The organism is Bacillus sp. AFS015802, assembly GCF_002561455.1.
In the GTDB taxonomy this organism is placed as follows: Bacteria; Bacillota; Bacilli; order Bacillales; family Bacillaceae_B; genus Rossellomorea.
The window spans coordinates 22188-37096 of the sequence record NZ_NTUP01000012.1 but is presented as its reverse complement, the minus strand read 5'-3'; the positions used below and the strand labels follow the sequence as shown (position 1 = coordinate 37096).

The following is a 14909-nucleotide window of genomic DNA, read 5'->3' as shown; positions in this document are numbered from 1 at the left end:
CCCTCTTTTATCAAACAAACTCATTTTATCAACACTAAAAGTGAAAGTCAATGAAAACACGAACGTTTATATAGGTAATTATCATTATGTTCGTGTAATTTCAAGGTTTCATCCTAAAAATCCTCTAGTTTAAGAATTTTGAGAAAAATAATAAAAACTTAAATAAAAGTGAGTAATGATGGTGTGTGAAAACGGGGACCGTTCCTTTCCGCTCCAGGCACAAGACTCGCGCGGGGAGGAAGTCGAGCCTCCTCGGGCATTGCCCTGCGGGGTCTCGACCTTTCCTCTATTTCCCGCAGGAGTCAAGTGCCTTACGCTACAATCCACTTTCTCATTATAGAGACAGAATATAAAAGCACAGATGGCAAATACAAAAAAACGCCTAATGTAGATTGTTTGATTCAGGAGATAAACTATCTACATGGGAGCAGTAATTCAACCTTATTGTGATAGTTAAAAATCATTAAGGTTGTCAGGGGATTTGCGAGACTCCTGCGGAAAAACGGGCGAGGCAAGACCCCGCAGCGAATGCGAGGAGGCTTGACCGGTCGTCAGCGGAAAGGGAGCGAATCCCCTGACAACCAAGCAGTACGATATACGAACAGAGCAAAAGCACTCAATTTAATTGATCAAGCTTGGTAAAGAAGCGAATAAATAGGATAGCGCAATATAGAAACTTTTGCTAATCTAAAATAAGCATTTTGAATTTTACATACAATTGAATATCGAGGTGAGGTTTGATGATAAGACGATTTTTTGGTTATTACCGTCCGCACCGGCGGCTTTTTTATATTGATTTCGTCTGTGCGGTGTTGGTAGGACTTTTAGAGTTGGGATTTCCTTTGGCCGTATCGTGGTTCATAGATTCATTATTGCCTGATGGGAATTGGAGCACCATCCTGGCTGTTTCAGCGGGTCTCCTGGTTCTCTATTTGCTCAGTTCGAGCATGCAGTTCGTGGTGAACTACTGGGGGCATAAGCTCGGGATCAATATCGAGACGGATATGAGGAGGGAATTGTTCCAGCATGTGCAAAGGCAATCCTTCCGCTTCTTTGACAATACGAAAACGGGTCATATCATGAGCCGGGTGACGAACGACCTGATGGATATCGGGGAGCTTGCCCACCACGGGCCCGAAGATCTGTTCATCGCCGTCATGACCTTTATCGGGGCATTTTGGATCATGCTCTCGATCAATATGGAGCTTGCTCTGGTGGCGATCATCATTGTTCCTTTCCTTGTATGGCTCATTTCGTATTCCAATATTAAAATGAACGCTGCCTGGACGAAGATGTATGGAAATATAGCTGACGTCAACAGCCGAGTAGAAGACAGTGTGTCAGGGGCGAGAGTGGTTCAATCGTTCACGAATGAATCCTATGAGATGGAACGATTCAATGAGAATAATCAATTTTTCAGGAAGTCCAAGTTGAAAGCTTATAACGTGATGAGCGTCAACTTATCAGGGATCTATATTACGACACGCTTAATGACCTTGATCATCCTTGTATACGGAGCCTGGTTAAGCTTTTCTGGTGTCCTATCCTACGGAGAACTTGTCGCCTTCATCCTTTATATCAACGTCCTGTTTAAACCGATCGACAAGATTTCAGCCCTCTTAGAGCTTTATCCAAAGGGAATGGCAGGCTTTAAGCGGTTCACCGAGCTTATGGATATGGAGCCGGATATCGAGAATCGCCCCCATGCTGTTGAAGTGTCTACGCTCAGAGGGGATATTGCCTTTAACGACGTGACTTTTGGATATGAACCTGACCGGACCATTCTGAACGATTTATCCTTCACCATCCAACCAGGACAGACGGTCGCATTTGTCGGTCCTTCCGGTGCCGGGAAAACGACGATATGCTCATTGATTCCCCGGTTCTATGATATAGAAGAAGGAGCCATCACCATTGATGGGATCGATATCCGTGAGATGACGAAGGAATCCCTCCGCTCTCAAATCGGGATCGTACAGCAGGACGTGTTCCTATTCACAGGAACGCTCAGGGAAAATATCGCCTATGGGAAACTCGATGCGTCTCAGGAAGAAATCGAGGAAGCGACGAGACGTTCCCACCTGACGGATCTTATTGCCTCCCTTCCCGATGGATACGATACACAGATCGGAGAGAGGGGATTGAAGCTATCGGGAGGACAAAAGCAGCGCTTGTCCATTGCCCGTATGTTCCTTAAGAATCCGAGGATCCTGATACTTGATGAGGCCACTTCCGCACTGGATACGGAAACGGAAGCCATCATCCAAGAGGCGTTAAATGAACTGGCCAAAGACCGGACCACCCTGGTCATCGCTCACCGATTGGCGACGATTCGTAAGGCTGACCGCATTTTGGTCGTCACAGAAGATGGGATTGCCGAAGATGGGACACATGAAGAACTGCTCTCAAAAGAGGATGGTATCTTCACAAGGCTTCATGCCCATCAGCATGCGACGATCTTATAACAATAAAAAAAATCCAAGCCTGATAAGCTTGGATTTTTTTTATTAAGCCGGAGCGTCATCAAACCGCCGCTCGAGATTCACGAATTTATTGTATTCCTTCACGAATGCCAGAGACACGTTCCCGACCGGACCGTTACGCTGCTTGGCGATGATGATTTCGATGATGTTCTTATTTTCCGCTTCTTTATCATAGTAATCTTCACGGTAAAGGAAGGCTACGATATCCGCATCCTGCTCGATACTTCCGGATTCACGGATATCAGACATCATCGGACGTTTATCCTGACGCTGCTCCACTCCACGGGAAAGCTGGGACAATGCGATGACGGGAACTTGAAGCTCACGGGCAAGTCCCTTAAGGGAGCGGGAGATTTCAGAAACCTCCTGCTGACGGTTCTCGCCGGAACGCCCGCTACCCTGGATCAGCTGCAAGTAGTCGATGAGGATCATTCCAAGACCGTGCTCCTGAGCGAGTCGACGGCATTTGGAACGGATCTCCCCGACTTTGATCCCCGGCGTATCATCGATATAGATACCGGCATTCGATAGGCTTCCCATAGCCATCGTCAGCTTTCTCCAATCTTCGTCTGTCAGATCTCCGGTACGCAGGTTTTGTGCGTTAATGTTTCCTTCTGCACACAGCATACGCATGACGAGCTGTTCCGCACCCATCTCGAGTGAGAAGATGGCTACGTTTTCCTTGGCCTTTACGGCTACGTTTTGCGCGATGTTCAGGGCAAAGGCTGTCTTACCCATGGAAGGACGTGCCCCTACAATGATCAAATCATTTCGCTGGAACCCTGCCGTCATATGATCAAGATCGGCGAATCCCGTTGAAATCCCCGTGACGTCGCCTTTACGATTCGTCAAGGTTTCAATGTTGTCGTATGTCCGCACCAGGACATCTTTAATATTATGGAAGGCCCCTGCATTTTTTCGTTGAGCCACTTCCATGATGTTTTTTTCCGCTTCGCTCAGAAGGCTGTCCACTTCATCTTCCCGGGCATACCCGTCAGAAGCGATATCGGTCGCTGTCCGGATCAACCGGCGCAGCAATGATTTCTCTTCCACAATCTTTGCGTAGTATTCAATATTTGCAGCGGTCGGAACGGAAGCAGCAAGTTCACTCAAGTAAGCGACCCCGCCTACATCTTCAAGTTCTTTCGCTGCTGCCAGTTCCTCTGTCACCGTGATCAGGTCAACGGCCTTTCCGCCGTCACCCAGATTCAGCATGACATTATATATTCTCTGGTGAGAATGGCGATAAAAATCCTCTGGAATCAATATTTCCGATGTGGTCGTCAACGCACTGGGCTCCAGGAAAATGGCCCCTAATACCGCTTGTTCAGCCTCTATATTCTGAGGTGGAACCCGGTCCTGAAACATTTCATTCATCTATGCTCACGCCTCCCTTACGATCAAACAGATCCTGACTTTCATTATCTATATAAAAAAAGAATGGTATTTTACCGAAAAAATGTGATCAGGATAAAATCCAGATCACATTTCATATCAAGCTATATTCATTTTAACATGTTTTTCTCAAAATGAAGTTACCAAATTTCGTATATTCAGTGGAAAACTATTCTTCCGTTACATGTACCTTTAATGTTGCGGACACATCCGTATGCAGTTTCACAGGCACATTCGTGTAGCCAAGGGCGCGGATCGCATCATTCATTTCAATTTTACGCTTATCGATCTTAATGTCATGTGCTTTTTTCAGCTCATCGGCGATTTGCTTGCTCGTGATGGAACCGAATAGACGGCCGCCTTCACCAGACTTCGCTTTCATTTCAACAGTGATCTCTTCTAACGTCGCTTTTAATTTTTTCGCTTCTTCCAGTTCCTCTTGAGCCAGCTGCTCCTCTTTTTTCTTTTGACCCTCGAGCTGACCCATGTTTGCGTTCGTTGCTTCAACAGCCAAACCTTTTTTCAATAAAAAGTTATGTGCATAGCCGTCTGCTACGTTTTTCACTTCACCTTTTTTACCTTTGCCTTTAACGTCTTTTAAGAAAATGACTTTCATATCTCTTTTCTCCCTTCAAAATAATCATTTAATGCTTCTTTCAGCTGTTCTTCCGCTTCCAGGACCGATACCTGCTTGATCTGGGTGGCGGCATTGGTTAAATGACCTCCACCGTTCAGGTTTTCCATGATGATCTGTACGTTAACGTCCCCGAGTGAACGGGCACTGATACCGATTGTGTCAGGATCCCGCTTCGAGATGACGAAGGACGCGATGACTTCATCCATGGTCAATAAGGTGTCGGCTGCCTGGGCGATGAGGACGGGATCATAAATGACATCATCCTCCGCTTTCGCAATGGCGACCCCTTCACGGAAGAACTTGACCGATTCGATCAACCGGGAACGCTTGATATACGTCTCGACATCCTCTTTGAGGAATTTTTGGACCAGCACCGTATCCGCCCCTTGAGCCCGTAAGTAGGAAGCGGCATCGAAGGTTCTCGACCCCGTCCGAAGCGTAAAGCTCTTCGTATCGACAATGATCCCGGCAAGAAGCGATGTCGCTTCGAGCATCGTGATCTTCTCATGCTTTGGCTGATACTCGAGCAGCTCTGTCACAAGCTCTGCAGTAGAAGAAGCATAAGGCTCCATATAGACAAGCAGTGGATTTTTGATAAAATCTTCGCCTCGTCGATGATGATCGATGACGACGACTTTATCCACTTTGTTTAAAAGCTTTTCTTCAATGACCAGGGAAGGCTTATGGGTATCGACAACGACGAGCACCGTATCGTCCGTCGCCATTTCAAGAGCTTCCTCCGGGGTGATGAAACGCGGATAGAGATCGGTATTCGCTTTGATTTCCTTCATCAACCGTTTCACACCATTGTCGATTTCATTAAAGTTCAGAACGACATAGCCTTCACGCTGATTCATCTGCGCCACTTTCCTGATCCCGATGGCCGCTCCGATGGCGTCCATATCGGGATGCTTATGTCCCATGATGATGACCTTGTCACTTTCGATCATGATTTCTTTCAATGCATGGGAAATGACCCTGGCTCTTACACGGGTGCGCTTTTCCATCGGATTGGTTTTCCCGCCGTAGAATTTGACCTTTCCGTTGGTCTGTTTGATGGCCACCTGATCTCCGCCCCGCCCAAGTGCAAGGTCCAGGCTTGATTGAGCCAGTGTCCCGAGTTCCGGAAGGGAAGAAACCCCTGTTCCCACACCTATACTCAAGGTAAGGGGAACATTCTGCTTCGATGTCGTATCCCTGACATCATCCAGGATACCGAACTTTTCTTTCTCCAGCACCTGAAGGATCTTTTCATTTATGACGGCGATGAATCGTTCGGAAGAGACCCTCTTCAAGAACACGCCGTACTCTTTTGCCCACTTATTCAGAATGGATGTCACGAGACTGTTCAAGCTGCTTCTCGTCTGGTCATCCATCCCTTGAGTCAATTCATCATAGTTATCTAGAAAGATGATTCCAATATTCGTGCGTTCATCATGATATTGCTTTTCTATTTCTTTTTGTTCCGTGACATCAAAGAAGTAGAGTAGTTTTTCCTTGAGCTTCAATACGACATGATACTTTCTCTCATTAATCGTTACGATTTCCGAATCGACTTCCTGTTTGATTAATGGAACGAGAGATTCTGCCACATCGTAAAGGGATCTTCCCACGACTGTGTCTTCATTGAAACAAGAGGCCAGAAAAGGGTTTGTCCATTCTATGTAATATTCATCATTGATCAGCATGATCCCAATGGGCATCTCCATTAACGCTTCTTCTCCGACACGCTTGACGCGATAGGATAAAGTGGAGATATATTCCTCTGTTTCTTCGTGTGACCTTCTTTCAAAATAGAAAGCAAGAAAGTACACGATTCCAAAGACAATCAACCCTATTAACGAAATGATCCATTGGTAAAAGGAAACCGATACTAACAATAGAGCTGTTAATATAGCTAGACCGTACAATGGGTAGCGGATCATTCGCTTATTAAAATAAGATGGCATGATTTCAGCTCCTGGATCTTAAATTTCTATGACTTACGTTGGAGGCGTTGTCTTAGATCAAATCCTAAGTCAATTATACCTAAAATTCGCACGAGATAAAGAAGAGGAATCGAAATGATTGTAATTAATACCAAAATCCCTTTGGACCACCCTTTGAGATGAGCAAAGAAATAAAGGAACGACAGACCCTGGACCGCCATTAACGTCTGCAGGACATAAAGGACATTGATCAGTGCCGTATAAGCATATGTCCCTTTCTCCGGCTGCAGGATCATGGAAAGCACGAGGGTAATTAAATAATACCAAAGAATGCTCTTCGGAAGCTTCCATTCCCTGAACGGCTTGAACACGGGAACTTCTCTCCCCAGACGCTTCATAATCGGGAAATTGATCAAGATAAATACCAATGCCAGTACGACGGAAATTCCTACAAACAGCGTAGGCATCAAGGTATGAATCAAGTCAATCGAAGTCTCCAGACTATCGACCAGCTTCTTGTCCGGCTCCTGACCAAGCGTCTCAAATAAAGAATAATAAGCAGCCTTTGATTCCTTCAGGCTGTCTTCTATTATGTTAACACCTAAGAATAAGATCGAAACAACGTACCCTAACACAATATTGATGACAAGGGTAAGACTCGCTGCCATAAACAGCCTCATCTTATCCACGTTTGCCTTCACACACCAGCCGATGACCACCCCGGTCGTCGCCACCATAAAGGCAACCGGCAGTGCAAGCAGCCCGCCAAATAAGAAAGACAGACCAAGTGATCCGATCAATACCACAATCGAGTTCCATAATGAATACTTGGAACTGAATAAAATAAGAGGGAGGGGCAGCACGAAAAATGCCAGCGTCCCAATCAGCGGAACATATAAACTCAATAACATTAACACAGTAAAGATGGCGAGCATAAGCGCACCTTCAGTCAACACACGGGGATTCCTCACTCAAAACGCTCCTTACGATAGATTAAACAATGCAATAGCACTATCATATCAATTTTGAAGATAGATTTCATCTTAATGACTCACACAAAAAAAGAAGGCAGTCCTTCAACATGCTTCTCTTCTTCATCTACTCTAGTATGCACTCACTCTAAAAAGGAGTATACGCAGCAGATAAAGAATGGCAATGTGTCAGGACTACCCTCATATCGCAAATTATGAAATTTTAAAGCGTTCAATCGATGCCTGAAGCTCCTGGCTTAAGTCCGTCAGGCGTTCTGCCGCTTCTGTAACGGATTGGACGGCCCTTACCTGCTCCTCTGTCGAAGCACTCATTTCCTCGCAGGAAGCGGCTGTCTCTTCGGCTGTTGCGGCCATCATCTGGATTACGTTGACCACTTCATCCTTTTCGAGATTGATTTGACCCACTTCGTTATACATATTCTCAATTTCACGCTGCATCGATTTCATTAGTTGTGACGTTTGATCGAAAACATGATTCGTTTTTTGAATCACATCATTCTGTACTTCGAATGTTTCCTTCGTTTTCACCATTTCATCCACCGCCTGATGAGATCCCTGTTGGATTTCAACGATGGTGCGCTTTACCTCTTCTGTTGCCTTTACGGATTGGTCAGCAAGCTTGCGTACCTCTTCAGCTACTACAGCGAAGCCTTTGCCGTGCTCTCCGGCTCTTGCCGCTTCGATGCTCGCATTGAGGGCAAGCAGGTTCGTTTGAGACGAAATCTCCGTGATCGTTCCCATCACCGATTCGATCGTCTTCACTTTCGCTTCCAGGCTAAGGATGACCTTCTCCATGGAAGAGATGTATTCACTGGAAGAATGGTAGGCGTTCTCTAATTCTTTCACCTGATTTAATCCTGACTGGTTCATGACATCTGCTTTTCCAGCAAGTTCAGACATGGCTTTGGATTTTTCATAAACCCCATCGATCCTTGCCCCCAGCTGCTCTGTTTGAAGATTGGCCCTGTCCGAGTCAGCAGCCGACTGGGAAGCCCCGCTCGCAATTTCGGAAACGGCCTTTGCCATTTCTTCACTTGACGCATTCGTTTCCTCTGAAACCGCACTTAATCCTTCAGCAGATTCCCGTACGTTATAAATCGATGCCTGAACGACTTTGATCGTATCCTTCATATTGACGATCATCTTATTTAAATCAGATGCGAGTAGTCCCGTTTCATCTTTTTTGTTGATCGTAGATTGAATCGACAAATCACCGGAAGAAACGTCTGTCACCGTTTTTTGCAGCTGTTTAATCGGTTTCGTCATCATATTGGCTACAATCACAACCATAATGAGCATGATGACCAGTGCAATGAGAGCCGTAATCAGCAGTAAGCGTTCAATGTCTTTCGACGATTGAATGAGATCCTCCATGTTATAGGCAGATCCCACTTTCCAATTGGTCTTCGGGACCGTACTGTACACCAGCACTTTTTTATCGCCTTCGAGTTCATAACGGATCGTGTCCGATTCTTTTTCGGATTTCAGCATTTTGCTGATGAAAGGCAATGTGGACAGATCCTCGCCGCGCTTGGTTGGGTGGACGATGGCCGTTCCATCAAGGCCGATCAAGAACGGATAGCCATTGTACCCGATTTCCATCTTTGATACCCGGTTGGTCAGCTTCGTCAGGTTGATGTCGACACCCAATACACCTACCACTTTATTATCGGATACGATGGCCCGTGAAGCGGTTATGATATATTCATCCGTTGCCTCGTCTACATAGGGTTCGCTCCATACAACACCGGCCCTTGCTTCATCAGCTTTTTTATACCATTCCCTGCTTGTGGGATCAAAATCAGCGGGTAACGATACAGACGGAACGATTTTCAATTTCTTATTCGGTGACGCAAAGTAGATTGAAGTCGCTTCGTCATATAGACTTAAATAATTATCAAAGTCAGATTGGATATTCGCATATAACTCCGTATTATCCATTCCCTCTTCTTTCCCAGTCTGCAGTTGGGCCTTTGCGTAGTTTTTCAATGAATTCGAGATGGAGTATTGATCGATGCTCTTTTCATACTGTCCAAGGAACAGCTGAACGGAATTATTGAGCTCACCCACGATTCCTTGAGTCTGACTGATGACTTCATCCTCCGTTTTCATTCTCGTCTGCCAGCTGGTAATCGAAATGATGACAGCCAAGGAAACCATAAATAAAATAGAAATGATGACGATAAGCTTCATTCTGATCGAGGATAAAATAAAATTCTTTTTATGGTCTTTTTTGTTTTTTTTGGTTCTGATTTTTTTCACCAAAATTCCCCCTTTTCCTACAAAAAACATCTATGTACACACTTATTCATCGACATTTTCCTGCAATTCTTTAGAGGTGGGAGGGAATTCACCAGTGAAGAGACATAAAAAAAAGCAGCAGAGACAAGTCTCTGCTGCTTTTAGATCAATGATATTATTCACCAGTAACGTATGGAAGTAATGCCATTGTACGAGCGCGTTTGATCGCACGAGTCAACTTACGTTGGTACTTAGCGTTCGTTCCAGTTACACGACGTGGAAGAATCTTTCCACGTTCAGATACGAATTTCTTAAGAAGATCTACATCTTTGAAATCGATATGTGTAATTCCGTTTGCTGTGAAGTAGCACACCTTACGACGTCTACGTCCACCTCTACGTCCTCCTGCCATTTGTTTCGCCTCCTATCTTGTTTGGATTCATTATCGTTCGTTTAGAATGGCAGATCATCATCGGAAATGTCGATCGGCTGACCGTCATTAGCGAATGGATCTTCATCTACACGTGTATAGTTGTTGTTATTGTTGTTATTGCGCTGTTGATTCTGATTCTGACTATAAGGATTTCCTTGGTCGCGCTGACCTCCACCCGAATAGCCCGGACTTCCTCCACGATCGCCTTGGTTCGCACTACGCGGTTCTAAGAACTGAACGCTTTCTGCTACGACTTCCGTCATAAACACACGACGTCCATCCTGTCCTTCGAAATTACGTGTTTGAATACGACCGTCAACGCCAGCTAAGCTGCCTTTTTTAAGAAAGTTTGCTACATTCTCTGCAGGGCGACGCCATACAACGCAGTTAATAAAATCTGCTTCCCGTTCACCTGATTGATTCGTAAAACTACGATTGACAGCCAGTGTGAACGAAGCCACAGCCACTCCACTTGGAGTATATTTTAATTCAGGGTCTTTGGTTAAACGCCCTACTAATACAACTCGGTTCATCATCAGAATCAACCCCTTCCTTCTAGGTTACTGTTTCACGTGAAACAGATGATAGAAGTGTATATCTTAAAAAACGTACGGATTATTCTTCTTCTTTAACAACGATATGACGGATAATATCATCGCTGATTTTAGCTAAACGATCGAATTCGTTAACTGCATCAGAAGTAGCGCTCATCTTAACTAGTTGATAGAAACCATCACGAAAATCGTTGATTTCATACGCTAAACGACGTTTACCCCAATCTTTTGACTCGATGATTTCCGCGCCGTTAGTTGTTAAAACGTTATCGAAACGCTCAACTACTGCTTTCTTTGACTCATCGTCAATGTTTGGGCGGACAATGTACATAACTTCGTACTTTCTCATCTGAATGTCACCTCCTCGTGGTCTATGCGGTCCTTTCTTTGTGAAAGAACAAGGAGCAATGCGTTCATTACTCACGAAATAAAATTATAGCATAAGACTTCTATTATTGCAATAAGACGTAAAAAAAAGACTAGAATCGAAACTCTAGTCTTTTAATAATGTTTTGCCGTGAAATTCGTTGCTTATATAAAAGCGAGTGCTGGTTGATTTCCACTCCAGGTGCTCGCTTTCCGCGGGGCGTGAGTTGAGCCTCCTCGGGCTCTGCCCCGTGGGGTCTCAACTTTCCCGCTATTCCCGCAGGAGTCGAGCACCTTCCGTTCCAATCAACTTATAGGCTGAAATAGATCTAATACAAGTTTAAGTAAATAATTGTCTTTAGATGAGCCCAAGTTCAATTTTCACTCTCATCTATTGGGTTAATACTAACCGCCAGCCCTAACTTATTCTTTCAGTATTCAACACAACTTTTCATACACAAAGGTAAGATGAATTTCAGATATTTTACACGTTAAAACGGAAGTGAATGATATCTCCGTCTTTTACTAGGTATTCTTTCCCTTCGAGGCGGACTTTTCCTGCTTCGCGGGCTGCACCCATTGTTCCGGCAGCTACCAGGTCTTCATAGGAAACCGTTTCGGCACGGATGAATCCTCTTTCGAAGTCGGTGTGGATGACACCTGCACATTGAGGGGCTTTCATCCCTTCACGGAACGTCCAGGCACGGACTTCCTGTACACCTGCCGTGAAATACGTAGCCAGTCCCAGCAGGGAATAGGTAGCGCGGATCAATTGATCCAAACCTGATTCTTCAATTCCTAATTCCTGAAGGAACATCGCCTTTTCTTCATCATCAAGCTCGGCGATTTCAGATTCGATTTTCGCACAGACCACGATCACTTCTGCGTTGTCGTCCTTAGCAAATTCACGTACTTTCTGAACATATTCGTTGTCAGAAGGGTCCGCGATTTCATCTTCACTAACGTTCGCTACATATAATACCGGCTTTGAAGTCAGAAGGTGAAGTTGTTTCACAAGCTTCATTTGTTCATCAGAGAACTCCACTGTACGGGCAGGCTGCTCTGCTTCCAAAGCTTCTTTGATTTTCACGAGGATATCATGTTCAAATACCGCTTCTTTATCTTTTTGCTTGGCCATTTTTTGAACTCTGGCAAGACGCTTATCGACTGTCTCAAGGTCAGCGAGGATCAATTCCAGGTTGATGACTTCAATATCCGCAATCGGATCTACTTTTCCGGAAACGTGCGTGATATTATCATCGGCGAAACAACGGACAACCTGACAGATCGCGTCCACCTGGCGGATGTGGGATAGGAATTTGTTCCCTAATCCTTCCCCTTTACTTGCCCCTTTTACAATTCCGGCAATATCCGTGAACTCAAAAGCTGTGGGAACCGTCTTCTTCGGGTCCACGAGTTCTGTTAATTTATCTAATCGGTGATCGGGAACCTCTACGATTCCTACGTTCGGATCAATGGTACAGAAAGGGTAGTTGGCAGATTCTGCACCTGCTTTTGTAATTGCGTTGAATAAAGTGGATTTCCCTACGTTAGGTAACCCGACAATACCAGCTGTTAATGCCATTTCGGTCACTCCTCATCTATATTCTTATCTATTAAAAAATCCTGTAAGATTGAAAAACAAGTAAACGGTCGAACCTTTCACAATTATAGAGATAATAGAGGGAAAAGACAAGTGAAGCTTCCAGGGCACAGGGGAAATCTTCCTGCACAAAAAAAGCACCCAGTCGCAGGAAAAAGACTGAATGCTCTCAAGAACGCTCATTTGAACGTTAGATGGATTAGGTCAAAAGAATTATGGGTAAAAAAAGAATACTTATTCTTCTTCACCGCTTGAAATGACTTTTTTCATTTTTTTCGCAAAATCTTTTCTGGGGATCATGACACTGTGACCGCACCCTACACACTTGATGCGAATATCCATCCCCATACGGATCACTTTCCAGCGGTTCGTACCGCATGGATGAGGCTTCTTCATTTCTACAATATCATTTAAAGTGAATGTCTTTGGCTCCACTACCATTTCCTCCTCATTCGCTTTCAAGTCTTCTTTGTTTCTCTTCACGCGGGTGCAACTCTTCTTCGTCCTTACGTGAATACATCACCATGCGAGGGAATGGAATTTCAATACCGTGCGCATCCAGGCAAAGTTTCACTTCTTTCCGTATCATCCTCGCCATATACCAATGCCTCATCGGCACGGTTTCGGCGACGATCCGGATGACGACATCGGATGCTCCTAGAGTTTGAACCCCGAGAAGCTCGGGTGGATTCACAAGATCTTCGTACTTTTGAGGTAAAGAAAGAAGAAGATCCTGCATCACCTTTTCAGCTTCCTCTATGTTTTCTTCATAGGCAATACTGACATCCACGACGGCGATACTATTATGGACGGAGAAATTCGTCACTTCTGTAATGTTTCCGTTGGGGAAGATGTGAAGTTCACCGGTCCAGCTTTTGATCTTTGTCGTACGCAATCCAATTTCTTCGACGGTTCCCTCTGCAGAACCGATTCGCACATAATCACCGACTGAAAATTGATCCTCGAAAATGATAAAGAACCCGGTGATGATATCACGGACCAGATTCTGCGCCCCGAAACCGACGGCAAGACCGACGATTCCGGCACCGGCGATGAGTCCTTTTACATCAATAGCAAGAGTCGACAAAATCGTCATGAGACTGATGAAGTAAATCACATAGGTTAATACATTTTCAAGGAGCTTTAATAAAGTAGCTTCCCGACGTTCCGTAAACTTAAGAGGTGACCGCGACCTTACCTTAAAGACGTTTCTAATCGCTGATTTACCAATTCTTAAGGCAACATATGTAATGACCATGATTGCCACAATTTTTAAGGTACCTGTACCTAAGGACATCCAAAATTCATTATCTATGAGCTTGTCTACAGCTTCATTTTGCTTTAGTTTATCTACGGCATCTTTTACATCTGTTTTTGTACCCGACATATACGAACCTCCACTTATCATTCAATAAGAGTATTCCTTATTTTATCAACTTTCCCTAACCTTGTGTAGATATAACCTCATAAAGATTAGTTTCTAGAAAATTTTTATTTTATGAAAAATCGGACCATATTATGTATGAAAAAAAGAAATCGTCCGTATACTGATAATACTAAAAAATTGATTTTGGCAGAAGGGACCGGCCAACGGAAGGTCACCCCTTCAACACAACCGAAGGAGTGGAAGCGATGAATCTGAAAAAAGGATTATTTGAACGAAGACCTGAACCCTTTAGAGTCCTTCATCAGGAAGAGCGCGCGGCACAGGATCTTTCCGTTCAATTGTCGTCGATGCTTCCCACTTATTATCGTACAAGGCCCATCGTATTTGTCTGTATCGGTACTGATCGCTCGACGGGGGATTCACTGGGACCTTTGGTTGGCACACTGATAGAGGAACAGGATATCAAGCCCTTCCATGTCTATGGCACATTGGACGATCCGATCCACGCTGTGAATCTGGAAGAGAAGCTTAGTGAGATCACCTCCAGACATATCAATCCCTTTATCATCGGTGTCGATGCCTGTCTCGGACGATTAAAGAGCGTAGGCGCCATTCAATTAAGCGAAGGCCCTTTGAAACCAGGGGCCGGAGTTAATAAAGAGCTGCCTGAGGTCGGGGAGATTCATTTGACAGGAATCGTGAATGTCAGTGGGTTTATGGAGTTCTTTGTACTACAGAATACACGTTTGAATCTGGTGATGAAAATGGCCAGGACGATTGCAGAAGCGATTGTGCTTGCAGGAGATTCAGTTGAACGGCGAAATGCCGTGAGTATTGAAAAGTGGCGGGAAGAATTGCAGCAATAAAGAAAGGAGATGACGCATTTCGTC

13 protein-coding genes and 1 pseudogene are annotated in these 14909 nt (G+C 44.6%); 2 read left to right on the top strand and 12 right to left on the bottom strand.

Annotated features, from left to right (window positions below; all coding sequences use genetic code 11):
* Positions 1-740: 740 nt before the first annotated feature.
* Positions 741-2465, top strand: coding sequence for an ABC transporter ATP-binding protein (locus CN378_RS07980; protein WP_098351373.1), 1725 nt, complete (start codon positions 741-743; stop codon positions 2463-2465).
* A 42-nt stretch (positions 2466-2507) separates the two neighbouring features.
* On the opposite strand, the gene dnaB is transcribed toward CN378_RS07980, so the two are convergent.
* The 12 genes and pseudogenes from dnaB to CN378_RS07925 all read right to left on the bottom strand — a co-directional run bounded on the left by dnaB (position 2508) and on the right by CN378_RS07925 (position 13929).
* Positions 2508-3860, bottom strand: coding sequence for a replicative DNA helicase (dnaB, locus tag CN378_RS07975; protein WP_034764791.1), 1353 nt, complete (start codon positions 3858-3860; stop codon positions 2508-2510).
* Positions 3861-4047: 187 nt separating this feature from the next.
* The gene (gene rplI, locus CN378_RS07970; RefSeq protein WP_098351372.1) at positions 4048-4494 is read right to left on the bottom strand and encodes a 50S ribosomal protein L9; all 447 of its coding nucleotides are present in this window, start codon (positions 4492-4494) and stop codon (positions 4048-4050) included.
* Positions 4491-6464, bottom strand: a complete 1974-nt coding sequence (locus CN378_RS07965; protein ID WP_098351371.1) for a DHH family phosphoesterase — start codon at positions 6462-6464, stop codon at positions 4491-4493. The genes rplI and CN378_RS07965 overlap by 4 nt, the downstream gene beginning before the upstream one ends.
* A 26-nt stretch (positions 6465-6490) precedes the next feature.
* Positions 6491-7414, bottom strand: coding sequence for a YybS family protein (locus tag CN378_RS07960; RefSeq protein WP_098351370.1), 924 nt, complete (start codon positions 7412-7414; stop codon positions 6491-6493).
* A 213-nt stretch (positions 7415-7627) separates the two neighbouring features.
* Positions 7628-8461, bottom strand: coding sequence for a methyl-accepting chemotaxis protein (locus CN378_RS23300; protein WP_483295070.1), 834 nt, complete (start codon positions 8459-8461; stop codon positions 7628-7630).
* A gap of 114 nt (positions 8462-8575) precedes the next feature.
* Positions 8576-9547 (bottom strand): annotated as a pseudogene (locus CN378_RS23295) (cache domain-containing protein); the annotation flags it as partial.
* Positions 9548-9851: 304 nt separating this feature from the next.
* The gene (rpsR, locus tag CN378_RS07950; RefSeq protein ID WP_034764780.1) at positions 9852-10088 is read right to left on the bottom strand and encodes a 30S ribosomal protein S18; all 237 of its coding nucleotides are present in this window, start codon (positions 10086-10088) and stop codon (positions 9852-9854) included.
* Positions 10089-10129: 41 nt separating this feature from the next.
* Positions 10130-10645, bottom strand: coding sequence for a single-stranded DNA-binding protein (gene ssb / locus CN378_RS07945; protein ID WP_034764778.1), 516 nt, complete (start codon positions 10643-10645; stop codon positions 10130-10132).
* 79 nt (positions 10646-10724) lie between these two features.
* The gene (rpsF, locus tag CN378_RS07940) at positions 10725-11012 is read right to left on the bottom strand and encodes a 30S ribosomal protein S6 (RefSeq protein WP_034764776.1); all 288 of its coding nucleotides are present in this window, start codon (positions 11010-11012) and stop codon (positions 10725-10727) included.
* Between the two features lie 501 nt (positions 11013-11513).
* On the bottom strand, positions 11514-12614 hold the full coding sequence (gene ychF / locus CN378_RS07935) for a redox-regulated ATPase YchF (protein ID WP_060674606.1): 1101 nt from the start codon (positions 12612-12614) through the stop codon (positions 11514-11516).
* Between the two features lie 252 nt (positions 12615-12866).
* Positions 12867-13073, bottom strand: coding sequence for a DUF951 domain-containing protein (locus CN378_RS07930; RefSeq protein WP_098351541.1), 207 nt, complete (start codon positions 13071-13073; stop codon positions 12867-12869).
* A gap of 7 nt (positions 13074-13080) precedes the next feature.
* Positions 13081-13929 carry a mechanosensitive ion channel family protein gene (locus CN378_RS07925; RefSeq protein ID WP_257141084.1) on the bottom strand — a complete coding sequence of 283 codons (849 nt, stop codon included), beginning with the start codon at positions 13927-13929 and terminating at the stop codon, positions 13081-13083.
* Between the two features lie 335 nt (positions 13930-14264).
* Between CN378_RS07925 and yyaC the strand changes: the two genes are divergently transcribed.
* A complete protein-coding gene (yyaC, locus tag CN378_RS07920) occupies positions 14265-14885 on the top strand; it encodes a spore protease YyaC (RefSeq protein ID WP_098351367.1) in 621 nt (206 codons plus the stop codon).
* Positions 14886-14909: the final 24 nt, after the last annotated feature.